This window comes from Lichenicola cladoniae (genome assembly GCF_013201075.1).
GTDB lineage: Bacteria > Pseudomonadota > Alphaproteobacteria > Acetobacterales > Acetobacteraceae > Lichenicola > Lichenicola cladoniae.
On sequence record NZ_CP053708.1, the window covers coordinates 194,086 to 220,048 of the forward strand.

19 protein-coding genes are annotated in these 25,963 nt (G+C 61.3%); 12 read left to right on the forward strand and 7 right to left on the reverse strand.

Annotation, left to right across the window (positions count from 1 at the left end; all coding sequences use genetic code 11):
* The first annotated feature begins 346 nt into the window (after positions 1 to 346).
* The 4 genes from HN018_RS28520 to HN018_RS00860 all read left to right on the forward strand — a co-directional run bounded on the left by HN018_RS28520 (position 347) and on the right by HN018_RS00860 (position 4,420).
* Positions 347 to 808 (forward strand): carbohydrate porin, encoded by a 462-nt coding sequence (locus tag HN018_RS28520; protein ID WP_239478905.1) that lies wholly within the window; start codon positions 347 to 349, stop codon positions 806 to 808.
* A 1-nt stretch (position 809) separates the two neighbouring features.
* Positions 810 to 1,364 (forward strand): carbohydrate porin, encoded by a 555-nt coding sequence (locus HN018_RS29330; protein WP_408886778.1) that lies wholly within the window; start codon positions 810 to 812, stop codon positions 1,362 to 1,364.
* 353 nt (positions 1,365 to 1,717) lie between these two features.
* Positions 1,718 to 2,929, forward strand: coding sequence for a glycosyltransferase (locus HN018_RS00855; RefSeq protein WP_239478906.1), 1,212 nt, complete (start codon positions 1,718 to 1,720; stop codon positions 2,927 to 2,929).
* Between the two features lie 51 nt (positions 2,930 to 2,980).
* Positions 2,981 to 4,420 (forward strand): oligosaccharide flippase family protein, encoded by a 1,440-nt coding sequence (locus HN018_RS00860; RefSeq protein ID WP_171832756.1) that lies wholly within the window; start codon positions 2,981 to 2,983, stop codon positions 4,418 to 4,420.
* Between the two features lie 29 nt (positions 4,421 to 4,449).
* Here the strand turns inward: HN018_RS00860 and HN018_RS00865 are convergent, their stop codons facing one another.
* Complete coding sequence (locus tag HN018_RS00865) at positions 4,450 to 5,481, reverse strand: radical SAM protein (protein ID WP_239478907.1); 1,032 nt, start codon at positions 5,479 to 5,481, stop codon at positions 4,450 to 4,452.
* Between the two features lie 54 nt (positions 5,482 to 5,535).
* A complete protein-coding gene (locus tag HN018_RS00870; protein ID WP_239478908.1) occupies positions 5,536 to 6,705 on the reverse strand; it encodes a glycosyltransferase in 1,170 nt (389 codons plus the stop codon).
* Between the two features lie 349 nt (positions 6,706 to 7,054).
* On the opposite strand from HN018_RS00870, the gene HN018_RS00875 reads away from it, so the two are divergent.
* The 3 genes from HN018_RS00875 to HN018_RS00885 all read left to right on the forward strand — a co-directional run bounded on the left by HN018_RS00875 (position 7,055) and on the right by HN018_RS00885 (position 9,772).
* The gene (locus tag HN018_RS00875; protein ID WP_171832757.1) at positions 7,055 to 8,023 is read left to right on the forward strand and encodes a glycosyltransferase; all 969 of its coding nucleotides are present in this window, start codon (positions 7,055 to 7,057) and stop codon (positions 8,021 to 8,023) included.
* An 85-nt stretch (positions 8,024 to 8,108) separates the two neighbouring features.
* Positions 8,109 to 8,825: a phosphocholine cytidylyltransferase family protein gene (locus tag HN018_RS00880; protein WP_171832758.1), complete on the forward strand. Its 717-nt coding sequence runs from the start codon at positions 8,109 to 8,111 to the stop codon at positions 8,823 to 8,825.
* Positions 8,826 to 8,875: 50 nt separating this feature from the next.
* Positions 8,876 to 9,772, forward strand: a complete 897-nt coding sequence (locus tag HN018_RS00885) for a CDP-alcohol phosphatidyltransferase family protein (protein WP_171832759.1) — start codon at positions 8,876 to 8,878, stop codon at positions 9,770 to 9,772.
* Here the strand turns inward: HN018_RS00885 and lptG are convergent.
* From lptG to HN018_RS00900, 3 genes are read right to left on the reverse strand one after another with little or no spacing between them, the layout of a single operon-like run.
* Positions 9,747 to 10,901: an LPS export ABC transporter permease LptG gene (gene lptG, locus HN018_RS00890; RefSeq protein WP_171832760.1), complete on the reverse strand. Its 1,155-nt coding sequence runs from the start codon at positions 10,899 to 10,901 to the stop codon at positions 9,747 to 9,749. The two genes, HN018_RS00885 and lptG, sit on opposite strands and share 26 nt — an antisense overlap.
* On the reverse strand, positions 10,898 to 11,986 hold the full coding sequence (lptF, locus tag HN018_RS00895) for an LPS export ABC transporter permease LptF (RefSeq protein WP_171832761.1): 1,089 nt from the start codon (positions 11,984 to 11,986) through the stop codon (positions 10,898 to 10,900). The genes lptG and lptF overlap by 4 nt, the downstream gene beginning before the upstream one ends.
* A gap of 16 nt (positions 11,987 to 12,002) precedes the next feature.
* Positions 12,003 to 13,529, reverse strand: coding sequence for a hypothetical protein (locus HN018_RS00900; protein WP_171832762.1), 1,527 nt, complete (start codon positions 13,527 to 13,529; stop codon positions 12,003 to 12,005).
* Positions 13,530 to 13,685: 156 nt separating this feature from the next.
* Between HN018_RS00900 and HN018_RS00905 the strand changes: the two genes are divergently transcribed.
* Positions 13,686 to 15,200 (forward strand): hypothetical protein, encoded by a 1,515-nt coding sequence (locus HN018_RS00905; protein ID WP_171832763.1) that lies wholly within the window; start codon positions 13,686 to 13,688, stop codon positions 15,198 to 15,200.
* A 6-nt stretch (positions 15,201 to 15,206) separates the two neighbouring features.
* On the opposite strand, the gene HN018_RS00910 is transcribed toward HN018_RS00905, so the two are convergent.
* Entirely contained in the window at positions 15,207 to 16,409 is a 1,203-nt protein-coding gene (locus HN018_RS00910) for an inositol-3-phosphate synthase (protein WP_171832764.1), read from the reverse strand.
* 840 nt (positions 16,410 to 17,249) lie between these two features.
* Between HN018_RS00910 and HN018_RS00915 the strand changes: the two genes are divergently transcribed.
* Positions 17,250 to 18,425, forward strand: a complete 1,176-nt coding sequence (locus HN018_RS00915) for a metallophosphoesterase family protein (RefSeq protein WP_171832765.1) — start codon at positions 17,250 to 17,252, stop codon at positions 18,423 to 18,425.
* A gap of 6 nt (positions 18,426 to 18,431) precedes the next feature.
* Here HN018_RS00915 and HN018_RS00920 read toward each other — a convergent pair whose 3' ends face one another.
* The gene (locus HN018_RS00920; protein ID WP_171832766.1) at positions 18,432 to 19,730 is read right to left on the reverse strand and encodes a metallophosphoesterase family protein; all 1,299 of its coding nucleotides are present in this window, start codon (positions 19,728 to 19,730) and stop codon (positions 18,432 to 18,434) included.
* Between the two features lie 2,519 nt (positions 19,731 to 22,249).
* Here HN018_RS00920 and HN018_RS00925 point away from each other — a divergent pair.
* Genes HN018_RS00925 through HN018_RS00935 form a run of 3 tightly spaced genes read left to right on the forward strand, consistent with a single transcriptional unit; the run spans position 22,250 to position 25,799 of the window.
* A complete protein-coding gene (locus tag HN018_RS00925) occupies positions 22,250 to 23,794 on the forward strand; it encodes a sugar ABC transporter ATP-binding protein (protein ID WP_171832768.1) in 1,545 nt (514 codons plus the stop codon).
* On the forward strand, positions 23,781 to 24,794 hold the full coding sequence (locus HN018_RS00930) for an ABC transporter permease (protein WP_171832769.1): 1,014 nt from the start codon (positions 23,781 to 23,783) through the stop codon (positions 24,792 to 24,794). Before HN018_RS00925 ends, HN018_RS00930 begins: the two co-directional genes overlap by 14 nt.
* A 45-nt stretch (positions 24,795 to 24,839) precedes the next feature.
* The gene (locus HN018_RS00935; protein WP_171832770.1) at positions 24,840 to 25,799 is read left to right on the forward strand and encodes a substrate-binding domain-containing protein; all 960 of its coding nucleotides are present in this window, start codon (positions 24,840 to 24,842) and stop codon (positions 25,797 to 25,799) included.
* The last annotated feature ends 164 nt before the right edge of the window (positions 25,800 to 25,963 follow it).

Sequence of the window (25,963 nt, forward strand, 5' to 3'; positions counted from 1 at the left end):
ATGGCGACAGGTATCGAGGCTGCTGCATGTGCCGAAGGTGCGATTCCCTCGTTCGAGCGCGATCCATGCCGCGTTCGTACTGACAAGCATCGGGGGCTCCTGCCTTGTCGAAACGCCAGAGAAGCCCGCTTGCGCCGCTACCCTGGATGGCATTGCCGTCCTGGCCAACCAGCGCAATGACACACTGGCTCTTCCGGTAAATCGGGCGCCGGCCAGGCCTGGCCCTACCCCGGAAGCGGCGGAACCAGGTTCCACTGCGCCGCCGAGTGTCTGGCAGCGCAACGCCTTGCTCGGAAACACGGCAGGTATAAGGAACGCTTTTGCAGCCTGGGGGATGACACTTGGGTTGGCGGAGACCAGCGAGGTGCTTGGCAACGTCACGGGCGGCCAGCAGCAAGGCATCGTGTACGAAGGCCTGACCCAGGCTAGCATCGGCATCGACCTGAACGCCGCGATCGGGCTGGCAGGCGGCACGGTCGACATCAGCGCTCTTCAAATTCACGGCAGAGGGCTATCGACTAATAACATCATTAATCTGAACACTGTCAGCGGTATCGAGGCCAGTCGATCGACACGGCTGTTCGAGCTTTGGTACCAGCAGTCGTTCTTGAGCGACCAGCTTGACGTCAAGATCGGCCAGATCAGCGCCGATACCGAATTCGTCGTCACACAATATGGCGGGTTGTTCATCAACGGGTCGTTCGGATGGCCTGGCCTTCCAGGAGTGGATCTGCCATCGGGCGGCCCTGCCTATCCGCTGGCTACGCCAGCTGTGCGTCTCCGGATTAGATCTTCCAGGCAGCTATAAGATCGGCGGCTGGTATAATTCCAATGCATTTACCGATCAGTTTTACACCGGGAGTGCCTTCAGTTCGGTCCAGGCCTTCGGATCGTTCGCTCGCTCGCGCAAGAACGACTGGAGCGTCTACGCCGTCATCGACCAGATGGTCTATCGGCCTGGCAAGATGTCGGCTGGTGGCGTCTCGGTCTTTTTCCGTGCCATGGGGGCACCGGGAAACCGCAATTTGGTGAACGTGTTTGTCGATGCCGGCGTCGTCTGCAAGGGGCTATTCGATCGAGACAACGACACGGTCGGCCTAGGGGTCAACTGGGCCCGGATCAGCGACACTGCAAGGGCAGAAGACTCCGTCGTGGACAGATCGAGCTATCTACCCAGACCGGTCAGAAGTAGCGAGACCGATTTGGACCTGTCATATCAGGCTCAGCTCGCGCCGTGGTGGATTCTGCAACCATATGTTCAATACGTGTTCAAACCGGGCGCGGGCATCGTCAGTTCGACGAACCCAGCTAAAGTCATTGGAGACGCTCTCGTCCTTGGTCTTCGAAGTACTCTCAGTTTCTGAAGGCAGGAGGATATAGTGGATACTCGGCCTGCCGATCGGACGTCCGGACGCGGAAACCGTATCGGTGGGTATCGTTGGGCCAGGTTGATTGCGCCCCCGCTGGTCGCAGCAGCGGCTACTATCTAAATAGAGTGAATCCCGCTAGATAACCCTGGGTTCGGACCGCCAACTCGGAGAGAGACGGGAGATCATGCTGTGCCGGGGGTTCCGCTGGGAACAGCAACGCCATCATGATCTTGGATGGGCCAGGCGGTGCGGATTTAAGACGAAGATTCGCTGAGGCAAACGTCCTGAAGATTTTGTTCACATTCGAAAACCCGCTACCGAGCAAGGAAGCGGACGCGGAAGTCTTCATGACCACCGCAAGGTATCTTGCATCCAGGATTTCGACGGCCTGGATGCATGTGCCGCAAGCGCGTAAAACCGCTATGGACAGCGCTTCCGACCTAGCCGGCCTCACGCTCGTCCCAGCCCGTGCGCCCCTTCGGCCGGCCGCTCTTCGGCATTTCTGTTGCGGGGTGACCCTCGTGTTCACGAAGGAGTTCAGGCAGGCCGACGTCATCTACACGCGCAACCTCTGGATCGCATGGATGGCCATGCTCTTCGGCCAACGCGTCGTGTTCGATCATTACCGTCCATGGTCCGACCAGATCCCCCCTCTGGCACACTGGATCTATCGCCTGATGTGCCGACGCTCGTTCCTGGTCAACATCTGTCACTCGGAGTACACGCGCGAGAAATATCTCGCCCTCGGGATCCCGGAGGAGAAGCTCGTGTGCGTACGAAACGGCTTCGAACCGCAACGTCTCCAGTCGCGTGTTCCGGTCAACGCGGCCAAGCGGTCCATCGGCCTGCCCGATGACCGAAAGACGGTGGTTTACACCGGACGCTTGAACCACCGGAAGGGCCTGTCTCTCGTGGTCGAGGCGGCTCAACGTCTGCCGGACATCCTGTTCGTCCTGGTCGGGTCGTACGGGAATGGCGTTATCGAGGCATCGGCGGCCGGTATCGAGAATATCCTCGTGATCCCATGGCAGCCGGCGGACGTCATCGGCCAGTACGTCCTTGCAGCCGATGTCCTGCTGGTGCCTCCTTCCTGGAAACCGCTGGCCCAGTTCGGCTCTACCGTATTGCCGCTCAAACTCTTTTTCTACATGGCGTCTGGCAGACCGATCCTCGCAGGGAACACCCCGGATGTAAGCGAAGTGCTACAGCATGATCGGAATGCGTTTCTGTGCCGCCCAGACAACCTGGACTCGCTGGTCAACGGGCTTCGGATCCTGACAAGCGATACCGTGCTTGCGGACAGGATTGCGGCAATGGCGCTGGCCGATAGCGCTGACTTCACCTGGGACAAGAGGACCTCGCGGATCGTCGATATCATCCGGAATAGGTTGGAGGCGCCACCGGTGACGGGTAGCTGGAGTGACGCGCATACCCGGATCTGGCGGCATCAGTCCTGGCGCTGGCTGAAGAACCTCCTTCGAACACGCTCCTTGATATTGCCGCCATCCTTCGGCCCGGGTGTCATCTCCAGAAGCGAAGTGACAACGCTTCGCGCATGATCGTTTCCTCATGGATCATGTGATGCCTGTGCCGGTCGAGCTTCGGCGCAAGTGACCACCCATCACCGTCTTCTCGGAACCGGCTTCAACTGGCTTGCCGGCGCGACCGTCATCGCCAAGATCGTGGACTTCGCCACGATCCTGATCATGCTGCTGTATCTGAGCAAGCAGCAGGTCGGAATTGCTTCTCTCGTGGTGTCGATCGCCATGGTCGTCGAAGCGCTCAATGGGCTCGGGACCGGCGAGGCATTGATACAGGCCAGGTCCGTCTCGCGGCTTCAGCTCGACACGTTGTTTTGGTATGTCGTCGGCGCGTCGCTGCTGGTCGGGAGCCTGACCCTGCTGGCGGCGCCGTGGATCGGCGCGCTGTATGGCTTCGCCGGCCTGGGAGCCTATTTCACTGTAGTCGCGGCTAAGCAGCCCCTTGTAGGTGCCGCCTTGATCCCGATCGCGATGATGAGCAGGGACCTGCAATACCGGCGGATCGCGATCGTCAACGTCTGTGCAACACTCGCTGCATCGTTCACGCGCCTCGGCCTCGGTGCCTGCGGGGCCGGAACATGGGCTTTGGTGGCCGGCTACTCGGCAAGCGGGCTGTACACGTTGATCGGGGCGGTGTTGGCCCGGCCATTTCGACCCAGGCTCAGGTTCCAGTTCTCCGCAATCAGGCCGCTGGTCCGGTTCGGGTTCCGGTCTGCCGCGGCAAACGTGTCGGAACAGATGTTCAAGAACGTCGACTATATGTTGATCGGGTTGTTCTACGGCCCCTCGCAGCTCGCGATATACCGGGTCGCCTTCGATATCGCCATGGAGCCGGCCATGGCCGTCGGCACGCTCGTCAATCGCACGACCCTGCCGGTCATTGCGCGTGTGGCACTCATCAAACGCCATCTTGCAGAGACCTTTCTATGGGGACTGGAAAGAATTGCAGTCCTCGTGCTGCCATTGACCGGCGGCCTGATGTTTGCCGCTTATCCACTCACGTCGTTACTTCACGACCACCAGGGCATCAGCTATGTGGCGGCGGCCCTGCCGCTCCAGATCCTGTCGATCGCTGCGTTGCTGCGGGTATCGCTGCTGCTTCTGTCGACGGTCATGATCGGCTCCGGCCGGCCGGGGATGGCCGCACGTCTGTCCCTGGCGGCGTTGCTGCTTCTGAGCATGGGCATCCTCGTAGCCGGGTTCGCGTGTCGAGCCCAGGTCGGCATCGTTGCCGTGTCGGCGGTCTGGCTCGCCATCTATCCGCTCTTGCTGGCCTGGGGGGCCCGATACCTCTATCGCGATTGGAACGTCTCCGGCAGCGACCTCTGGCGCCACTTCAAGGTCCCGTTCATCGCGGTCGGGATGATGATCCCCGTCCTGGCCATCGGACGCCTCCTGATCGGCGGAGGCGATCCCAGGCTGCTGCTGGCTCTGGATGTCGTCGTGACGGCTTCAGTCTATTTCATCTTATACCGGCAGCAGCGGAAGCGCAGCGGAACCCCTCGGTAGCCAGCTTCGACAGGCAGTCTTTCCGTGGCTCAGGCCCGCGCCATGGCAGCCGAGTGGCTGGTCTGCGCTCCCCGGTAACGATCGAACATGCTCATCTGGTGCACGCAGCTCAGGGTGCAGGTCGCACTGCAGGATTTCTCGGTGTTGTATTCGCGGCGAAGATCGTCGCGCGTGTATTCCAGAAGCGGGATGCCGGGATATCCACGCTGCTGGGAACACCAGTGGACCTTGCCGTCCTCGGCGACATAAAGGTAGCGGGCGCCGGCGCGGCATTTCCAGTCGTTGGTCTTGCCGTTCATGAGATTTTTCTGGAACAGCCGGTAGTTCAGGGTATGGACGATCGACGGTGAGATCTTCGTGACAAGCTCGTAGGCCTGCATCTGGTCCGAACTGAGGGGCTTCAACGTGCCCGTATGGTCGTGCAGCACCCCCACGGAATGCTGAAGGCCATATTTTGCCGCGGTCCTCGCGACCGTCACGACGTCCTGCGTCCGCTCGTTGGTGACACCCAGGACCGAGTTCACGTTCACCTTGAAGCGCGCATGCTGCTGCAGCAGCGCCAGCTTTCCTTCGACCGAGGAGAGGCTTTTCATCGAGACGTCGTCGGGCTCGAGGTTGTCGATGCTGATCTGCATGCCCTGCAGGCCGGCCTCGTTGAGACGGTCGATCCAGCTCCGGCTCAGCCGGAAGCCGTTCGTGATCATGGTCACGATCATCCCGTGCCTGCGGGCTGCAGCGATCGCCTTGTCGAGTTCCGGATGCAGCAAGGGTTCGCCGCCGGTGAAGGTGATGGAAGCGGTTTTCAACATCGCCAGATGATCAATCCAGCGGAGGAGATCGGCGAGCGGCACGGGTGGTGAAACCGCGTCGTATTCATTGCAGTAGCCACAGGCGAGATTGCAACGCCGCGTAACGACCACCTGAGCCAGCAGCGGATTGTAGCGTGATCCGATGACCCGGCCCAGGAAGCGAGCCCCGGAGACGAGGCTGCCGAGGCGATGCGAGGACCTGGTGCCTGCGACGATGGTCTTTGTGCTATCGGCCGGGCGGGGTGGGCTCAAAGCGTGGTTCCTTTGCGGTATGGGCGTCTCAGGTGGCTGATCTGACTCCGAAGATCACTGCCCAATGACTAGGCTATCATAGTAAGCTTCGAGTTTCTCGTTCTGCCGATTGGCATCGAAATGCTGCTCCACGAAGGCGCGAGCGCGCACCCCCATCCGTTGTCGGAGCAGCGGCTCGTCGAGGAGGTCGCTCATTCGCCGAGTGAGTGCTTCCGGATCTCGTGCCGGCACAAGGAAGCCTGTCTCCCCGTCGATCACGGCTTCAGCGATCCCTCCGACATCCGATCCTACTACAGGTACGCCGGTCGCCGCGGCTTCCAAAAGCACCATGCCCAAGCCTTCGACACGCCCGGACGAGGTGAGGATGCTGGGCAGGACCAGCATCGCCGCCTTCCGCATCCACTGAGTGACCTGAGTGAATGGAAGTGCACCGAGAAAAACGACATGATCGCTCAACTCCAGGGTTGCCACCAGCCGGGATAGAGAGCGGCGCAACGGGCCGTCACCGATGATCACCAGGCGGGCGCCAGGATGCCGGCGGCGCAGCATCTTGAAGGCCTGGATCAAATAACGCGTACCTTTCATCTCCACCAGTCGGGCGACGTGAAGGATCGTCAGTGTTTCTTCCGAACGATCGCGTGGCATTACCGTCGTCGGATCCACACCGGTGTAGTGAACGTGGGTACGCGCCTCGGGAAATCCCATGGCAAGAACCCGGTTCCGGATGAAGGTGGATGAGCACAGGAACAGATCGCCCTGACGGGCCAGCCGGCGGCGGAACAGCGGAAAGTTTGCCCAGGCTGGAGAACACAGCAGGGCAGCGGTCGACAGGGTCGCGTCAAAGCCGTGAAAGGTGGTGACAAGCGGGATGCCAAGGCGACGGGCCAGCGGCAGGGCATACACGCCGTCGGTGCCGAAATGGGCGTGGATCAGCAGCGGCCTGACACCCTGTAGCACTCTCAGGTAGGGTCGAGGGTCCCGGCTGATCACCTGCCAGCCGATCTCCGGCAATGTTCGCCATCGCCCTGCATCGCGTAACGCGAAGGCCTGAGCCCCGGGAGGGGTTTCGCCGTAGCGTAGCCGCCCCAGATACGAGGCACGATACCGCCGAAGCCCCTCCGCCTGCTGGGTAATGAAGGGTTCCGATATCCTGAACAGGTTCTGGCGGAACACGATGATGTCCCGCTTGCCGACCGTGTCGGGCGCCATATCGGCGGGCGTCATCTTGCTCAAGAGCCTGCCATGCCTGGAGGTCCAGCAGCTTCGGAAAGTCGCCGAACGTGCGCGTGGGCGGCGTATAACATGATTGCAGCGTTGAGCAAGACACCATCGAAAGCAGTTCGATGTCGTGGCACCTTTATGAAATCTACGCTAACGAAGCCTAACACGCTAGACAGCGGCTGGATGACCATTCGAGTCCTGCACAAAGCACGGTGCCTGCTGCTTTAGACGTCTTACCTCGGGAGCTCAGACCTTGTTTTCTTGGTGACGAACATAACAAGGTTCCGTAAATGTTCAGACCGCTGGGCGTGGATAGTGAAGGCAATTTTATGGTAACGTCCGGACCGGCGGTATGACGATCCCGCAGAGACTTCATTTTTGCTGGATCGGTCCTTCGCTCCCCTGGGCCTATGCGTTCGCCGTGCTGTCCGCGGCCAAGCGCGGCGAGCTCGAGGAGGTCGTCCTCCACCATACCGATCTACTCGACGACAGCGCCCAGGTGGAGGCGCTCAGGCGTACACATGGTATCCGCCTGTCGCGGATCGACCCGACCGCGTGCCTGTCGGAAACCGCCCGCGGTCTCGGGCTTGGCGACGGCCTGATTGATCTCTACGAACGCCTGGATAAGCCGGTCATGCGATCGGATGTTCTCAGGGCCGCAATCTTGTACATGAATGGCGGAATTTATGCCGATCTTGACACAATAACGGTTGCGTCACTGCTGCCTCTGACCGAAGCCGCGGCGTTCGTCGGCTCGGAATTCATCGTTTGGCCTCCGTCCGCACGGTTGTCGCGCTCGCCCATGGTGCTGGGACGCCATCTTCTACTCGATCTGATCAGGAAGGTTCTTCGGCAGATGCCCGGCGGCTGGCGTCCGTTTCGCCGGTTCGAGAGGTTCTATGTACGAAGATTGAATAACGCGATCATGGGAGCCGAGGCGAAATCTCCGCTCCTCGCCGCCTACCTGACTGCAATGGTGGACCTTCCACAGGACCGCGCCTTGCAGCCCTACGCATTGGGGCCACATCTGCTGAACGAGGTCGTGCAGCGGTCCGATCCGGGTTTGCTGGTCGTCCCGGAGCCGCGGGTCTTCTCTCCCCTTGCGCCTGAAATCTCGGCGCACTGGTTCCGGACAGGTCGAACAGTCCCCTTGGCCGCCATCCTCTCGACGGAAACGCGGATCGTGCACTGGTATGCTTCGGTTCGCACGCACGCGAGGGTGGCCTCGATTACACCCGAGTCCGTGCTGAAAAACAGACACCGCCAGCTCTACAGCGCGCTCGTCTGTTCCTGCATCGACACTCTGCCAAGCCTGGCATGAGCCGAGACCAAGCCGGCTTGCCGCCCTGCCGTCGTCGCGTCGAAAGCGCCGATAAACTATCGACATCGTATCCAGGAAACCGTTGATGAAATGTCTAATCGTCGCCGCAGGGCAGGGATCGAGGCTCAGGGAAAAGACCGATCTCAAGCCGTTGATCCCGTTGCGTGGCGTTCCACTGATAGAACGGGTGATCTCCGGTGCGCGTCATGCCGGTATCGACGAGTTCCTGGTAGTGAGCGGCTATCGGGGCGACGAACTGCGAAAACACCTCGACAGCCTTGGCAAGCAAGATGGCATTCGGATCGAGCACGTCATCAACGACGAGTGGAACCGGGCCAACGGGGTTTCGCTGCTCAAAGCGAAACCTTATCTGAGTGAGCCGTTCGTCCTGTCCATGTGCGACCATCTGGTCGATCCGGATATCCTTCGCGGCTTGATCTCGGCGGCGGTCGAACCCGACCGGGTGACCCTGGCGGTCGATTTCGATATCGCGAATCCTCTGAACGATCCGCTGGACGTGACGCGCGTCAAGTGCAACGCCGGTCGGATCGAGACCATCGGCAAGCTTCTGCCGGATTTCGACGCCTTCGACACAGGTATTTTCCTGTGCAATCCCATCATTTTCGCAGGGTTGGAAGAAAGCCAGTCCGCCGGCGACGATAGCATATCGGGCGCAATGAACGTTCTGGCCCGATGGCAGAAGGCCTTTGTCTTCGATATCCAAGGGAAGGTGTGGATCGACGTCGACGATCCAGCCGACGTCGAGAAGGCGGAAAAGCTGCTCGATAGCGGCAAGCTATAGAGGCTCCCCAATTGATTGTTATCGCCTTCTATCAATGGGAGTGGGTTGACGTGGACAGTGCCGAGCCGATCAGGCGCAACTCTGAAATAGAGGATCCAACCAACCTGTATTGTGTCCACCCGATCTCGAATCGGCTGACTCCGCTGTTTGCGCGGATCGGTATCGTGCCGAATGCCGTGTCGATTACGGGCATGGTTTTCGGCGTCGGCTCGGGGTTTGCCTATTATCGTTATCAAGACACATGGTTTGCGATCGCAGGCTTCGTCCTGATGTTCGCCTGGCACGTGATGGACGGCGTCGATGGCCAACTGGCACGCCTGACGGGCGCGCAGTCACCGTTCGGGAAAGTCCTCGATGGCATATGCGACTATGTCACATTTACGTCCGTCTACATCGGTCTCGCCCTGGCGCTGGCCCCGCAGCATGGGAGCTGGGTGTGGGCACTGGTGCTCGTGGCAGGGCTTTTTCACGCAATCCAGGCTGCGGTCTACGAGGTGCAACGTCAGGAATACAATTTCTGGGGACGTGCCCAGAAGTCTGCCGAATTCAGGTTGGTCAGTGGCCCCCCGCCTGGATCTGGAAGGTCTCCGGTCCTGGAGCATATCGCAAACCGACTTCATTCTATTTACCTGAACGTGCAGCTTCTTCCACTTGGCTTCAACGCCGCCTTCCGGACGAAGCTCGATGATGCTTTGCGCTCGCGCCAGGGTCACGATGCATCGATCAGGCAGATCTACCGTCAGGTGTTCGCGCCCGCTGTACGCACATGGTCAGTGATGTCGGCGAACTACCGGACTCTCGCTATATTTGTCTTCAGCATCATTGGTCGCCCGATGTATTATTTCTATTTCGAGATCTTCGGCCTGACACTCGTGATGTGTATCCTGTTGAAGCGCCAACGACTGCTATACACGAGGTTCTTCAAACGCCTGGAGGCGACAAGCTGACCTCGTCTCGACGGCGTCTGGATCGGTGGGAACGATGGAAAAGATAGATCGAGATCACGATCGTCAGCATTGCGGGGGTAATGGCTGCAACGGCCGCGCTCAGGCCGGTCAGGAGGCCAAGGCGGCCCGAGATTTCTTCCGCCAGAGAAAACGCGACGCCCACTCCGACCCCGCTCGCAAAATCCCGCCCGCTGTTCCGGTCCCGATGAGACCCGAAGATGAACGGGACAGCCGCGATCGTCATCGCAACGAGCGATAAGGGCAAGGTCAGCTGGGCCCATAGTTCCTGCTCGTAGCGTGTCGCCGGCTGGTCGGGCGGAAGGTCCCAAATGTGCCGATAGAGATCGATCGGTGGAAGACTGCCTGGTGGAAGCATCAGGAATCTGATCTGCCTCGGCGAGACGAAGGAGTGCCAGGACAGTGTCGCGAAGTGGTCGGTCTTGATCTGCATGACCCGGACCGATTTCCGGGCGACGTCGGTCAACAGCCATGTGCCGTCGGGCCGGATAACTGCGGTTGCGGCATGGATGATGGTATCCATGTTGCCGTCTATACGGAAGCTATAGATGTCGATGCCGATCGGAATATCCCCAGGGGCAAACCGTTGAACATTGAGATACTGCCGGTCGCGCTGGGCCCAGAAGCTGTCTGCGTGCCTGGTCGGTGATGACGACAGGGCCGAGGCTCGCTGCTCCAGGGCGAGCTGCTGCGCAGGGGGGATTCCGAACTCCATCAGCAGCATGAGCGAGATCACGATCGGGACGATCAGCCAGAGTACGCTGCCAATGATCCGGCGTTCCGAAATACCAAGGCTGAGCATGGCAGTCAGCTCGGAGTTCCGCGCAAGGTTCCCGAGTGAGAGGAGGCAGCCTAGCAGCATCGATACCGGCAGCACCTGCAACAGCCGGGATGGCGCGGTCAGAAGCACGTAGGTCAGGGCATCGACGACCGTATAGTTCCCTTCGCCGACCGAAGCGAGCTGCTCGACGAATTCCAGCAGGCTGAACAACCCGGTCAGTGCTAGCGCGACCAGTCCGATTGCCCTGGTCGCACCGGCCTGGATGTAGCGCTGCACCGACCATGTCTTGCCGGGGCCGTGGCGGCCGGTGACGCTCGGGAACCGGTTCATGCAGTGGCGCGCCCGAACGCCATCCTGAAGCGGCTCCAGCCGATCGTGACGATGACAAACAGGGCCAGGATGGCCGGCGCCCACCAGATTCCCGGAACCCGGCCGATGATGCCGTGCTGTACCCAGGTCCGCGCCGAGGTGCACAGGAGATAGTAGGTGAAATAGATCAAAAGAGCATTCAGGTAGAGCGAGTATTTGGCCTGCCGTGGCCCGCTTCGGCTCAGCGGTATGGCAACCAGCCCAAGCAGGAGCGTCGACAGGGGCGTGGATAGCCGCCACTGTAGTTCGGCGACGTCCTCATCGGAGCGCGAGTTGAAAAGATGTGCGCTGGTTGCCGCGACCGCGCTATAGCCGGGCGCGCGGGCAGCATGTCCGTCGGGGCTGACGACCAATCCCTTAGCCTGCACGACCTGATCCGGCCGACCATCATTGTAGTCCAGTTCGTAGATGTGGGCATCGGTCAGGTAGACCTCCGTACCCGAGACAAGCGTCTTCTGCGCCAGTTCGTCGGCGAGATGCGCGTAGATGATCTCGGTCCGATCGCTGTGCCTGAGTTTTACGAACACATCCCGCGCCGAGGAGCCTCTAGGTTGGCGGTGACCCAGGAAGATGACCCTCGCGCCCTGTTTGCCGACATAGAACGAGCCGGCTTCCATCGCGCCGAGGTCGAGCAGCGTAGCCGCCCGATCGGACAGGGCGTGCAGCCTCTCATAGGCAAACGGCCTGACCACCAGGGAGAGGACCGCCACGACGATGGCCAGGGATCCCGACAGCGTCAGCACGGCACGAACCACGGTCGCCTGCGTCACACGAAGCGCGGCCATTGCGGCGAGCTCGGAGTCGCCGTGCAACCGGGCAAGACAGAACAGCACGGAGATATACAGTGCCGCAGGAATCAGGACTTCCAGGGAGATCAGCAATTTCAGGCCGATCAGTTCCGCGATAGCTCCGGCCGGCAATAAGCCGTTCACGGCATCCGACAGGAAGCCGGCGGCCGTATAGCTGGCAAAAAGGGCTATCAGGATGCAGAGCGTTACAGCCAGCGGATTCCGTAGCTCGCGAACCAGATACCGATGGATGATCACGGTTGTGCCCCGGTCATTATCTGGTTCCGACGCTATGGGGCCGAACCGCGTAGAGTGAACTGCCACCCTCGGTCCACCGCACCGTCAGCCGGGAATTGGAATAGCCGGGGGGTAGCGCTGCATCGATGAGCCAAAGGTAGTCGATTCCATCGAAGGGAATGGCTGCGAGTGCATTCTGGATGGTTGGATGTTTCCGTGCGGTCCCACCGCAGCCGGTTGGCCAGACATACTCGGACGGGTCGTCGTAGAAGCTTTGCGATGGTCGATAACGGATTTGCAACAGGTGTCCCCCATCCACATCCCACTCCGAATTTGTCCAGCTCCGCCGAAAGACGATTGCAAGCTCTCCCAGATGGTCCAGTCGGTTGCCTCGCCAGTTGCGCAGGGCACTGCAATCGCGGGTTTCGAGGACGATGACCCGGCTATGCAGCGGAAGCTGTTGAAGGGCACGAAGTTCGGACGCGAACCGCGTATCGTACGACGCGAAACCGACGGAGGTTACGGCCAGTCGGATGAAAAGCACACATAGCCCGGACAGGGCGACCAGTCTGGACAATCGCGGGTCCACACCGCTCCAATCCTGTGCGGCGAAGGCCAGCATCGGGATGAGCGGGAGGAGACGCTCATCCGCGTAGTTCGAACCACCGAGCACGCCCGGCGTGATGATAAACAGCAGGATCAGACCGAGCAGGGCCGGGACGACCGCGCGGTTCGGGCGTGCGCCACGCTTCCAGCCCACGACGAACACGGCAAGCGCCAGACCCAGGGTGCCGATATCCAACAGGAGGTTCTGGTCGCGAAGCAACATCACCAGCGCATTGAATTTTGCCGGGATGCTGTACCTGTTCGTTCCGGTCAAAGATCTGCTTGTAAGCCGCCACAACACAATGATGACGAAAGACGAAAGGAGCGGCCTGCAACGGACCAGGAGCGAGCGCCACCGTCTGTCTGATCGAGCCAGCTCCAACTCCCTCGACGCGATGAACAGGACGAGCAGGCAGCCTGCGACGACATGGCAGAGAAAGACTGCCGGGATGATGATCCAGGCTCCCGCTTCGCGCAGACGCACGTGCCCGTCCAGCCGGATCCAGGAGGCGAGGCAAATCAACGACAGGGCCACGCCCAGCATGTAGTTGAGGAAGCCGCTGTTCAGCGGATAGCTGTAGATGAAGACCAGCGCCCAGGCTGTCGATGCCGCGCCCCGCGGGTTGACGGTGCGAGCCACCATGATGATTCCTGTCGCCAGCAAGAGCGGGATGCTCGCGGCGACGAGCCGGTAGGACCAGACCAGGCCGAGCACTCGCCTCAGCGCCGCCACGACCAGGTCGGTGCCCATGTTCGGGATCAGGTGCCACTCGAAGCTCATGCGGCTGGCAAAGACGGGATCGTCCGCATAGGCAGCAACGGCAGCACTTCCCATGTGACCGGGGAGATCCGTAAGAGGCGGAATGCTGCAGAAGAAGAATGGGACCGTCAGCAGGAGGCTGATTGCAAGCACGATGCGCGCATCCAGCGCAAGCCATAGGTCGAGGGTCCGTCGCATCAGAAATGGGTTCTCTCGACGCAGCGTCGGACGAGCATAGCTGGAACGGCAGAACTCGCAATGCCTCCAATGCACCCAGGCCTTCCGGGATGGCCGGAAGCCGCATGCTTAACCGCATAGAGGCGATCGCCTCTATCGGTCACAGGTGGTTGACGCATGACGATCGTCGCCGTCTCTTGCTCGGGCGCCTTCAGGAGCCTTCGGTTGGGATACGTGCTACGAAGATCGGATATCCTGTTGCTGGTTGCTGCGGCAATGATCGTGTTTTTCCTGGCAGGCCCGGTGCTGACGATGCCGCTCAGGATACCGCTGAGCTACAACGAGGGTTGGAACGCCTATTTCGGTGCGCGAGCCATGGATGCCCGTCTGGGGCCACTTTATCCCGGTTCAGATAGCCTCGTATTCAACAACTATCCGCCGCTCTCCTTCTACATTGTCGGTGTTCTGGGCCGCTATGTCGTCGGCGACCTTATCGTAGCCGGCCGCATCGTCGCTCTGACTTCGTTGCTAGCATCCGCGGGCTTACTGGGAGTCTGTGTCAGGCTCCTGGGTGGCACTGTCAGAGGAGGTCTGGCAGCGGCGGCTCTTCTCTTGCTCTACACCAGCACGTTCTATCGCGACTACGTAGCGGTGGACGATCCGCAATGGCTCGCGCATGCGCTGATGTTGGGAGCCCTTGCCATGCTCCTTACCGAATATCGGGCGGCACGCTATCCAGTCGGTCGAGTCATGATGGCTGCACTGCTGATGACCGCCGGCGGCTTCGTCAAGCACAGTCTGGTCGGCTTGCCGGTGGCGGTCACGATCTGGCTCTTCCTCGTTCAACCGCGCACGGCAAGGGTGTGGTTGATATCGGCGATCGGCTGGGTGTCGCTCGGGCTGATCGTCACGGAGATCCTGCATGGGGGTGCAGCGTTCCTGGACATCCTCGAGCACCACCGGGTATTCCGGTTGGGTCGGGCGGTGAAAGCCTTCGAACGGCTGCTTCCGCTGCTGCCGTTGATGATTGTCGCGACGTTGACGTATCGGGCGCGGAGGCAGGGCGATCGGCCGATCGGGCTTGCCGCGCTGTTTGTCGTCATCTCGCTGCTTGGCAGCCTGGCACAGCGCTTTGGCGAGGGCGTAAACTACAACGCCTACTTCGAAACGATGATCGCGTTGTGTCTCACCCTGGGCCTGGCATTGTCCGCAAGACCGACGCAGGACCCGTCGGTGCGGCGGCGCCTGCCAAGTCCCGGGCAGGTGGTCGGCCTGGCCTGTATCCCCTTGCTGGTCATGATGCCGTGGCAAATCGGGCGTGCCTGGGGCGATATAGACGGACGGTTTGCTCGGGCGCGATCATGGCAACCCATCATTCTCCAACTTGCCAGGCAGCCGGGGCTAGTGGGATGCGAGACCCTTTCCTTGTGTTTCTGGGCGGGCAAGCCGTTCGCCGTCGACATGTTCAACCTCAATCAGGACATCCTGACGGGCGGTTCGATTGCGCGGTTCGACGCGCTGGCCGGTCACCACGCCTTTGGCCTTTTCGAGTTCTCGAGCATCCTCACCGTCGTGAACGGCCACTCAGCGCTCAAGCACGATCCGTTACTGGAGAACTTGCTTGCGCATGGTTACGCGGTCCACCAGAGGGGGCCGGAGGGGAGTGTGGTGCTCGGACCCCCCTTGCCCTGACGCCGGTCAGGCGTCGTGCTGCAACCAGTCCACCAGATTTTGTTGCTGCCTGAAAAAATCATGCTCCGGGGGAACGGCATCGACCGTCATGGGAGATTTGAAAAACAGCCCCATCTGCATCTGGGCACCTCCTGCGCCCCGACGCCGCGCCAGATCGAGACACCGTGCGATCTCGATGACGAGAGGCGCTGCCAGAACCGAGTCCTTGCAGAGAAAGTTCACCTTGATCTGCATGCGCTGGCCGAGGAAGCCGGAGATGTCGATATTGTCCCAGGCTTCCTTGTCGTCGCCACGGGGGCGGTAATAATGGATCTGGCAGACATGGTCCTCGACCTTGTAGCCCAGGATGTCGTCGAGGACCGATCCCTTGGTCTGCAGCTTGGAAGCGAGGCTTCCCGAATGGTCGAGGGCGAAGCCGTCGTTGTTGCCCAGGATGTTGGTCGAGAACCAGCCATCGACATGAAGCGCACGGTCGCGGAACGCCGGGGCCAGGACGGTCTTGATCAGGGTCTGGCCGGTTTTGCCATCCTTGCCTGCCACCGGAACCCCGAGCTCCTTGGCAAGTGCGGTCAGGGCCGGGATGTCGGCGCCGAGGCTGGGCGTGAAGTTACCGTAAGGGATGCCTTCCCTGATGGCGGCATAGGCGTAGAGCATCGCAGGACTGATCGAAGGATGATTGTCTATCAAGGCCTGCTCGAAGCGCTCGACCGTCGCAAAGGCCGCGGTGTCTTCGGGCCAGCTCTCGACGGAGGCGAGGTTTACGACGACGAGACGCTTGATACCGGTTCGCGCGGAGAAGCCCCTGATGTCCTGGCGGATCTGTTCGATCGACCCGAGATGGGAATTCGCCTTGATACGATTGCTGCCATCGACATTATGACAGAAGTTCGTGTTGATGGTCGCTGCCCACGGGGTAACGCCAGCTAGCCTATCGTTGAGGCTGGACAGCATCGACTGTGGGAGAACCCCATGATGGGCCGCAGCATCAGCCAGATTGGCCGGGTTCAGATCCCAACCCGCGATCTCGATATGGTCGTAAGGCACGAGGCCGGCATTGTCGAACTGGGCAAGCGGCAATCCGATGCGATCGGCCGATCCCTGCCGGATATGTTCAAGTCCGGCCGCCACGGTCGACGCAACCGCTCCACCAACGCCAACGATCAGAAGACCGATACGATCAGCGGCGCCTGCCTCTTGTCTGAAATCCATGGATCTATTTTCCAAAGCACATGTACCGAAAGGTCTGAAGAGATTGAACCGTATCTAGCATGCGCTCGTGCGGCAACAATAGTGGGCAAAGTGCTCATTGCACCCGGGACGGGCGTGATTGACCATTTCTTTAAATACAGGTTCATCTTGACCGGATGGCGTTCCGGGTGAGAAGAAGCGCCTATCCCTTCGGCCGACATTTATGAATCTTTGGCGACGTTATCCGATGGCTAGGGTCAGTTGCCCTGGATCACGCCGCAAGCTTTGCCGATGAGCCGAAGTCGTAAACACAAGCCCCGAGACGCGGAGGCGGATACCTTACGCTCGATGCAATCTTGGCATCGAGGCCTGGTCATGGCGATAGACGACAGCAGCAACGTCTCACATCCGCAGGAGAAGGGTCTAATCTACAACCAAATCGAGGCCTGATAAGCGGTTCAGAGATTGGGAATTCACAACTTGACCGCCAGATAAGGGGTCTCAGTGAGACTGACCTGCCAGGGAGCCGTGAAGTCGGCATGGCTTGAGTCATTGTCGCGAGCCCGGAGCTCGCCATGCCGATCCCACCTTGGGGCGACCTTGTCCGAGATCAAATGCGCGTTGCAGTGCAAGCGCGGCAGGGTGCTCTCATCTGCTTCAGCGAGGCGCGAGCGGATATGGGTCAAACGGCTACCACCGCGTCGTCCAGCGCATCCAGTCCTTTATAGGCCATGGCCACCAGGACCGGATCAGGACGGTCATGTCCCGGCCCCGCATGGCCGGTTCTCATATCCAGCCCCGCCTGCTGTGCTCTTGAAAAGTTCACGCAATCGGAGCGGTCGGCAATCTACACTTTGTGGCATGACACGCTCCTCCGATCATCGCTTCGGTCAACCCCGACCGGCGATAGAGCCACCGCATGCGACGCAGGCGCCGCTCTATGCTGGCAGCCCATTACAGCCATTGCCTGCGCCGACCGGGGCTGCACCGTTCCGGCTCAACCTTGCCGACATCGTGCCGCACGCGGTGCAGGCAGCCGAAAAGGTTGGCGGAATGGCGTTCCACATGGTCGGCGACACCGGGGGCGTGAAAGACCCGAAGCCGCAGCTCCTGGTGGCGCAGGGGCTCGAACACGATGCCGGCGTGGCGGGGCAATTCGGCAAGCCGGCCTTCTTCTTCCATCTAGGCGACGTGATCTATTTCGATGGCCAGGCACAGGAATACGTGCCGCAATTCTACGAGCCGTACGCGCACTACCCATTGCCGATCCTGGCCATCCCCGGCAACCACGATGCCGACGTGTTCGACGACGGTACACGCACCAATCCGTTGCCCTCGCTGGCGACCTTCGTGCGCAACTTCTGCGCGCCCAAGCCGGGAGTACGCTCGGTCGATGCAGGCGAATCGCCGCGTACCGCGATGATACAGCCCAACGTCTACTGGACGCTCGAAAGCCCGTTCGCAACCATCATCGGACTATACACAAATGTTCCCGAGGGCGGAGTGGTGGAGCCGGACCAGGCGGACTGGTTCGCATCCGAGCTGGCGGCGGCGCCGAAGGACCGTTTGCTGATCGTGGCACTCCATCATCCGCTGTATTCGCTCGATACCGAGCATTCCGGCAGCAAGGCGATGGCGACCCTGCTGAAGACCGCGATTGCGCGCTCGAAGCGGCGCCCGGACGCGGTGTTCACGGCACATGTGCATAACTACCAGCGCTTCACCGTCGCCGACACGGACGGCAAGGGCGTCACGCCGTTCTTTGTGGCCGGCCAGGGCGGCTATCATAACCTCCACAAGGTGGCGAAGGTGAACAACCAGCCGCTGGTCACGCCCTACGCCGTTCCCGAACAGCCGGGCGTGACGCTGGAGAGCTACTACGACGACCGCTTCGGCTTCCTCCGGCTCGAGGTCTCACCCACCGAGCTCCTGGTGCAGGCCTACACCGTGCCGCGACCGCAGGAGGCCTGGGACCATGCGCCCAAGCTGTTCGACCAGATGCGACTGGACTGGAAGCGACGCACCATCCTGCGCTGAGCCGGCTCAGGCGCCGGGGGCTTGTCCGGCCACGGGTTGCGGCCCGAGCCGCTCGCGATGGATCGGCGCGGCCGGACGGCTGGCGATCCAGTAGGAGGCCTCGATCCCGTCCGGTGACAGGTCGAGCAGGGCGAAGCCGTGCGCATAGGCTCCATCCACCAGATCGATCGGCGGCCGGGCGCCGAGGGTCGGCGGATCCACCAGGCCGGCCAGGGACAGGTCGTCGGCGGCTGCCACCGGGATGGCGCCGTTGCCGATATTGCGGCCGGCTGCCACGCCACGATAGGGAGCATAGAGCCGCAGCGCATGCTCGTGACCCCAGAACCAGGCGTCGATCCGGCCGGAGCCAGCCAGGATAGCGTGGGTCGCCATCAGGTTCGGATTGGTTGGATCATGGTCGGCTGCACGCCCGATCCGGGAGAATGCCGAGAATGGTTGATGATGGCTCAGGAAAACGGTGCGGCCGGGGAAGGCGCGCAGCTTGTCCGCGTGCCAGGCCTGCTCGGCGGGCTCGAGCCGGGTGACCGAGCCGGCCTCGTCGAACGGATCGCGATCGTGCAGCCCGGTGTCGGCGGCCAGGATCTGCCAGGACAGGTCGGGACTGCGCAGACAGAAGTAGCTCGCCGGCTGACCGATCCGCTGCAAGAGCCCGTAATAGCCGTCGCCCCCGCTATACACGTCGTGATTGCCGCATAGGCTGAAAAGGCGCGTCCCGGGCAGCACGGCACGCAACGGCGCAAGGAAGTTGATTTCGCATTCCTCGGTGGTGCCGGCGAAGTAGATGTCGCCCAGATGGATCACCATGTCGGGCCGGTGGGTGGCGAGCTGGGCGGCCACCGTGTGTGCCGACGCGGTGCCGGTTCCCCAGTCCGAGATCAGGCCGATCCGTAGCGACGGCGTCGCTGCCGCGACGACGAAGTCGGAGAGGGCGGCATGCCGGATATAGGGGATGGCGCGAGGCTGTCCGTCGGGCTGGAGCGTGGCTGCGTAATCGATCAGCGTCTCGGCCCAGCGTGGATCGCAGGCGGAGAAGGCCAGTCGGTCGTTCAGGGTCTGTACCTGCTCCATGTCGCCGGCGAGGCGCGCCTGAAGCAGTTGTAGTCCGAGGCGACCACAGGTGAGTGAGGGTAAGGAGACGTGCCCCTGGGGGGCAGTGCTGCCCTGCGCGTGCGAGACCAGACTATCGACTGCCTGAACCAGGGGATGGGGTCCGGGCCCGTGTCCATCCAAGCGCGACAGTCGCGCCGCGGCGGATTGCAATAGGGAGAGCACGGGATCGCGGGCGGTCGGCATCTCGAAAGGCATACCACCAGGCTAGGAGGTCGGCTGCAGCGCGGCCATGTCACTCACGTGACGTTTATGCCGTTGGAACGTGATGCACCGCGGCGCGCGGATTACAGCACCGACCACCATTTCATATTGTTGCTCCGGTCATGACTGGGGGCCCGTCATACCGGACGATACATCCACGGCGACGCAGCGCCATGACATGGTCGATGTCCGCTTCCGGAGGGGCGATCACGTTGAATTCGGCATCTGGCCTGACGTGGGATTTGGCACGTAACAGCATCAGGAGCGCGCCGTAGTCCCAGCATGCATGGGACCCACTGCTTGTGTCTTGATCCGGTTGCCGTTCAGATATCTGCCACATCCGTCTGCGCATTGCGTCCCCGGTCAACCTTGTTATTTCGAAGCACTATCTAAATTCTTGGACGACCTCAAGGGGTATGGTGGAAGCCGCCGGAAAGGGGCCTACCCGAGGCATGGCCGATCGCGGGCTGGCAGCTATTGGATGCCGGCTGGCGAACGCTGTCGTTGCCGAGAGACAGGGGACAGGCACCGGCCACTTCGGCCAAAGCAAGTGCTTGTCTTCCGGAACCTGTGGTCGGCCCGATCGGGAGCTACCGATCGCGGTCGCGCCGGACCGATAGGAAATCGACATGGCTGAACGAACGGCTCGATCCTGGCTTTTGCCATTCGCTGATATCGCTTCCGCGCGTTCAGTCAAATTATAAGCAAGTATGCGATGATCCGCTGAATGGAAATTTCAGTCCATAAAGGTGGGACCTGCGCAGCCGGACGGCCCAGATAAAGTCCCTCACCACAGCCCTAGCCACAACGGAGCGTGGTTGAAGGCCGTTCCCCCGAGCCCTCCATCATCGGCGAAGGCCTTTGACGATATTATGTCGCACAAGGTCGCGCAGATCATGGCCATTCCATCTACCACGACCCAGAACGGCCTGTGGATATCGAGGGCCAGTGTCAGCCGACATCGCAACACGCTCTTGGATGAAGTTCGTCCGGCTAAGCGAGCCCTTCAAGCACGTAACGCACAATCTTCGCTCTCGCTCAAAAGAACAATCAGAACGACGTCGCGAGAACACGAAAGACGGTCTTTTTGCAGTACGACAAACACATCGATATCACGGCTGCTCAGCCCGCATTCGCCGTGAGCGCCATTGACTGCTCCATGAAGAGCCCAGAATATTCAGACGAGCTTGGCATCTCGCATTCGGCTCAACGTATAACGGCGGCCTGGTCAGGCGAGCTATGCTCCTTGCCGTTGCCCTCCTACTGGTAGCAGTAACGACCGCAGCCGCGGCGGACGATCCGCTGCTTGTTGATGCGTCCGACCTTGCCGGAACCGTGGCCTTCAGAGTCCAGTGCGCCCGGCATGGTTATCGTCGTCGTGCGGGGTGACACCCACTCGGCCGCTCCGCCGCGTGAGATGCCCGGTGCGCCGGACGGATACAACCCTCGCACATGGCCGACGCAGACGGATCGTCGGGCCTGGCTGCCGGGCTACACGCTTTCCTCGGCGGCCCGCTCCCGTGCGTCATGCTGGTGGCACACGGTGCGCAGCTGGCTCCGCTCAGCATAATTGGTGGCGGAGCAGGGTTCATGAGCTACACGGCGTTCGCGCAGGGCAAGGGCGTCGGCGTGTTCATCGTGGTCAACCGGGTCGACTTCCCAATGTTGCCATCCTTACCGACGCGGCGAACAAACCGATCACCAGCTTGGTCACGCGCTGCGTTTTCAGCATAGTCAGGCGCTGCGGAGTGGCTGGTGTTCAAGGCATGTTTCAAGTCGGTCATGAAGATGGCCAACTAATTCTGCTTTGAATAACTGCTGCCCTTCCGACTTCGGTCCGATAGTAGGCATTGGGCCATCCGGCCCTTGTCCAGAGTCCGGGCGGCGTATGCCCTTACTCAAGTACATCGTCGCCGGAGGCGAACCCACGGACTGCAGGTCCGCGGCAAGGATCTTTCCAACAGAGGCGGCTGGCGAGATGTCGTCGCTGGCCAGGAGCGCATTCGGATCTCTACCGTCACCCGAGGGAATCCCTCCCGGCAAATACCATCGACCGGTGGAAGGTCTTTCTTTGAGGTGCGCCCTTCAAAGGGTTGGCAGACTGTGCTAGTCGTCTGTCAAAGAGACCCGGAATTCGGGATCAGCGGTACTTGTAGTAATTGCAGTCATCTGATCGTTTGGAAGTCTCGGGAGGACATCCATGCCGACAACAAGAGGCCCCAAAACCCTCCGCGCCCAGCTCGCTGGCGACGATGTAGCGTTCGATGACTTCAGAACGACCTGTCGATGGCCAGCTCGTGTCGGTCACAAGCCATCGAGAAAGCGAGGCAATTCCTCTTTACAGTTATTCCAGGTCCTCGAAAACAACTACTCTTTACGGGCAGTTGTTGAGTGGAAGTTCTCTCTAGAAAGCTCCGGACAGAGTGCCGCTGAAGGTGCGCGCGCTTCAAACCGCTTCACGGCCAGTCGCGTCGTTATGGCGGCCGAACGCAAGCGACCGGACCTTCGGTAATATGGCCACGAACGCCTCCGCTATCCTGCTGCAAGGCCGGAAGCTGTCCAAGCGATACGGGGCCGTCCAGGTCTTGTTCGATCTCTCCATTGAACTCCGCGCCGGCGAAGTCCACGCGCTGATCGGGGAGAATGGTGCGGGCAAGTCGACACTCATGAAAATCCTGTCCGGTTATCAGCTGCCAAATGGCGGCGAGATCATGCTCGGTGACCAGCCGCTTGTGTTCCCGTCGAGCGAGGCAGCGGAGAACGCCGGCATCGTGCTGATCCACCAGGAGTTCAACCTGGCCGAGCAGCTCAGCGTCGAGGCGAACATCTTCCTGGGCCGCGAGATGAGGCGCGGCATGCTGCTCGATGTGAAAGCCATGCGCGCCCGCGCACGGGCCTTGCTCGCGGCCCTGGAAACCACGATCGACCCGGGAACGCGGGTCCAGGATCTTACCGTGCCCGACAAGCAAATGGTGGAGATCGCCAAGGCGCTGGCGCGCGACGCACGCGTGCTGATCCTGGACGAACCGACGGCCGTACTGACGCCCAAGGAATCCCGTGTGCTGTTCCGCCAGATTGCGCGCCTGAAGGCGCAGGGGGTCGCAATTCTGTATACCTCGCACAAGCTCGACGAGGTAAGCGAGATCTCGGACACCATCACGGTGCTGCGGGATGGCCGACACGTTATTACTGCGGCTGCGGAGACTTTCACCGAGAGCGACATGGCGCGCTACATGGTGGGTCGCGATCTTTCCAAGCTGTTCCCGCCGAAGGTCCCGGCGCCCGGCGCCGACCTGGTGCTGGAAGTCGAGGAGTTGTCGGTTCCGGGATACGTGACCGGCGCCAGCTTCCATCTGCGACGTGGCGAGATCCTCGGATTTGCGGGGCTCGTCGGCTCGGGCCGGACCGAACTCATGGAGGGGCTGATGGGTCTGCGCCCGGCTGCGGGCCGGGTACGGGTGATGGGCAAGCCCGTCCATATCCGCAGCCCGTCCGACGCGGCACGGCTGCGGCTTGCCTATCTCACCGAGGATCGCAAAGGCCGCGGATTGCTGCTGCGGAATTTGATGCGACCGAACCTCACGCTCCTGGCACTCAACCGTTTCGCGGGCATCCTGATCGATGAAGCTGCGGAAGATCGCGCGCTGGACCTCGCGATCCGGGAATTCGATATTCGCGCACCAAGCCGGACGGTCGCCGTCGGTAATCTCTCGGGTGGAAACCAGCAGAAGCTTCTTCTGGCGAAAACCATGCTGATCGAGCCGGAGATCGTCATCATCGACGAGCCGACGCGCGGCATCGACATCGGCACCAAGCAGCAGATCTACGGCTTCATCCAGCGGCTTGCAGCCGCCGGCACGAGCGTCATCGTGATCTCGTCGGAGATGGGCGAGGTCATCGGTCTCAGCCATCGGGTGATGGTGATGCGCCTGGGCCGGATCACCGGCGAGCTTCAAGGTGACGCAATCGGGGAGGATGGCATTGTTCGCTACGCGATGGGGCTGGATGGCGTGAAAGCAGATCAACAGGCCGGGGGTGCACTGCATGTCTCACGCTGACGCCATCGTAGCTGGAACGGCGCCCCCGCCGCATCGCTTCAGGCTCAACCTTCATCTGCTCGGCCCCCTCCTGGCGCTGATCCTGCTCCTCGTCCTTGGCGCCTCGCTCAACAGCCATTTTCTGAGTGTCGAGAATATCTCCAACGTACTGGCGCGATCGTCCTTCACCGGCATCATCGCGGTGGGTGCGACGTTCGTGATCACCTCGGGCGGCCTCGACCTTTCGGTAGGCTCGATGGCGGCTTTCCTCGCCGGCGTGATGATCATGGTGATCAATGCGTTGGTGCCGCAATTCGGGGTCGGCTGGCATGTGATCGTCATCGGCATGGGGACGGGCCTGGCACTCGGCGCTCTGTCCGGTGTCGGCAACGGGCTCCTCGTGACGCGCGGGCGGATCGAGGCCTTCATTGTCACGCTCGGGACCATGGGCGTCTTCCGCTCGCTGATCACCTTTCTCGCCAATGGCGGTACGCTGTCGCTCAACTTCGATGTGTCGGAAGCCTATCGCGCCGTCTATTATGGCGCGGTCGCCGGAATCCCGGTGCCGGTCATCGTGTTTGCAGTCGTGGCGATCCTGGGCGAGGTCGCCATGCGTCGCACGCCGTTCGGACGCCATTGCTCGGCAATCGGCTCGAACGAGCAGGTTGCTCGCTACTCCGCCATCCATGTCGACCGCGTGCGGCTGCTGACCTACGTGCTGCAGGGCGTTCTGGTGGCTGTAGCCACTCTGCTCTACGTGCCGCGTCTGGGTTCAGCCTCCAGCACGACCGGTGTGTTGTGGGAGCTGGAGGCGATCGCAGCGGTCATCATCGGCGGCACCACGCTACGCGGCGGCTACGGCCGGGTCTGGGGGACGGTCATCGGGGTCGTGATCCTGAGTTTGATCGACAACATCCTCAACCTCACGAACGTCGTCAGCCCCTATCTCAACGGCGCCTTCCAGGGCGTCATCATCATTCTGGCGGTCCTGCTACAACGTAGCCGGGGCAAGAACCAGTAGGCAGAAGAAGCCCGAAGGGCTCATCATCACAGGGAGAATTCAATCATGCGTCTTCGACAGTTTATCGCGGCTGTTGCCTGCGTGACAGCGCTGACCGGCGTCAACGTGCAGGCGTTCGCGCAGGAGAAGACCTATACCATCGGCGTCTCCGTGCCCTCCGCCGATCATGGCTGGACCGGCGGAGTGGATTATTTTGCGCAGCAGACCATCGCGTCGCTTGGCAAGACCTATCCCAACCTCAAGTTCGTGCTGGCGACTGCCGGAGATCCGGGCAAGCAGGCATCCGACCTCGAGGATATGCTCGCCACCCGCAACATCGACGCCCTGGTGATTCTCCCCGGCGACCCGGACGCCCTGACATCCCCCATTCTACGAGTGAAGAAGGCCGGCAAGTTCGTCACGGTCGTTGACCGCAAGCTGTCACGGCCCGGGATCGAGGATCTGTATGTTGCCGGAGACAATCCTGGTCTTGGCCGAACGACAGGCGAATATTTCCTGTCACGCTTCCCCGACGGCGGCAACATCGTCGTGCTGCGCGGCCTGCCGATCCCGATCGACAAGGAGCGGGTGGATGCATTCAATCAGGCGATCGCCGGCAGCAAGATCAAGGTGCTGGCCAGCAAGTTCGCGAACTGGAACCGGGATGACGGGTTCAAGGTGATGCAGGACTTTCTCTCCCGCTTTCCCAAGATCGATGCCGTGTGGACACAGGACGACGACACCGCGATCGGCGCGATCGAGGCAATCAAGCAGGCTCACCGCACCGGTGAGATGTGGGTCGTGGGCGGAGCCGGCATGAAGCAGACCATCAAGCAGGTGATGGACGGCAGCAAGCTGGTACCGATCGATGTTGGTTATGATCCAGGGATGATCGGCACGGCGATCGCGCTGACGGCTCTCAAGTTCGAGACCGGCTTGCCGGTCCGGGGAAGCTTCATCGTGCGGTCGCCGTTGATCACCCAATCGAATGCGGCCGAATATTACCACGCCGACTCGCCATACTGACGTCACGGGTATTTCGGTTGTAGTTGCGGGAAGAACGGTCGGAGCGGCCCTACTGGCCCTCCGCCCGCCCGTTGCCCCATGGCTGTATCATAGCACTATGAAACCAACGAGGCCCCTTTTGGTGAGATTGCCGAGCATCTCGGGATCACGACAATCAGCATTTA